1 protein-coding gene is annotated in these 679 nt (G+C 76.1%); it reads left to right on the top strand.

Features of this window, described 5'->3' with window-relative positions; all coding sequences use genetic code 11:
- Window positions 1-101 precede the first annotated feature (101 nt).
- The coding region (locus FNQ90_RS25810) for a LysR family transcriptional regulator (RefSeq protein WP_182608515.1) at window positions 102-679 on the top strand (578 nt) is incomplete at its 3' end.

Raw genomic sequence — 679 nt, 5'->3', positions numbered from 1 at the left:
GAGGCCGGTCGGCGGGAGGTGGGTGGCCATGGGGGCAGCATCGCGAGACGGAAAGCCCCGGGGCCGGCGAATGTTTCCGGCCCCGAGCACAAGCCGAGCCGATGCTCGATGTACGCGGACTGCGCCTGCTGCGGGAGTTGTCCCGGCGCGGCACCATCGCGGCGGTCGCCGAGGCCCTGGCGTTCAGCCCTTCCGCCGTCTCCCGGCAGTTGGGGGTGCTGGAGCGCGAGGCGGGGGTGGTCCTGCTGGAGAGGACGGGGCGCCGCGTCATCACCCCGGCCGGCCTGCGCCTGGTGGAGCACGCGGAGGCGGTGCTCGAACGGCTGGAACGGGCCGCCGCGGAGTTGGCGGGGACCCGGTCGGGTCCGGCGGGTCCGGTGCGGATCGGCGCCTTCCCCTCCGCCGGTCGCTCACTGGTGCCGAGGGCGCTGGACATCCCGGCCGAGCGCCGGCCCACCCTGGAGCCGATGATCGTGGAGATCGACCCGGCGGCGGGGGGCGACGCGCTGCGGGCCGGAGACCTGGACGCGGCGTTGGTCCACGGGTCCGACTTCGTGCCCGACCGGCCCGAGCCCGGGGTGGAGAGCGTGCCCCTGTTCTCGGAGGCGATGTACCTGGTCCACCCGGCCGGTTCGGCGCCGGTCGGGGCGGGGACGGCGGACCCCGACGGTGGGGAGGG

Source organism: Streptomyces alkaliphilus, assembly GCF_014141535.1.
GTDB classification, from domain to species: Bacteria; Actinomycetota; Actinomycetes; order Streptomycetales; family Streptomycetaceae; genus Streptomyces; species Streptomyces alkaliphilus.
This window is presented reverse-complemented; position numbering and strand designations above follow the sequence as displayed.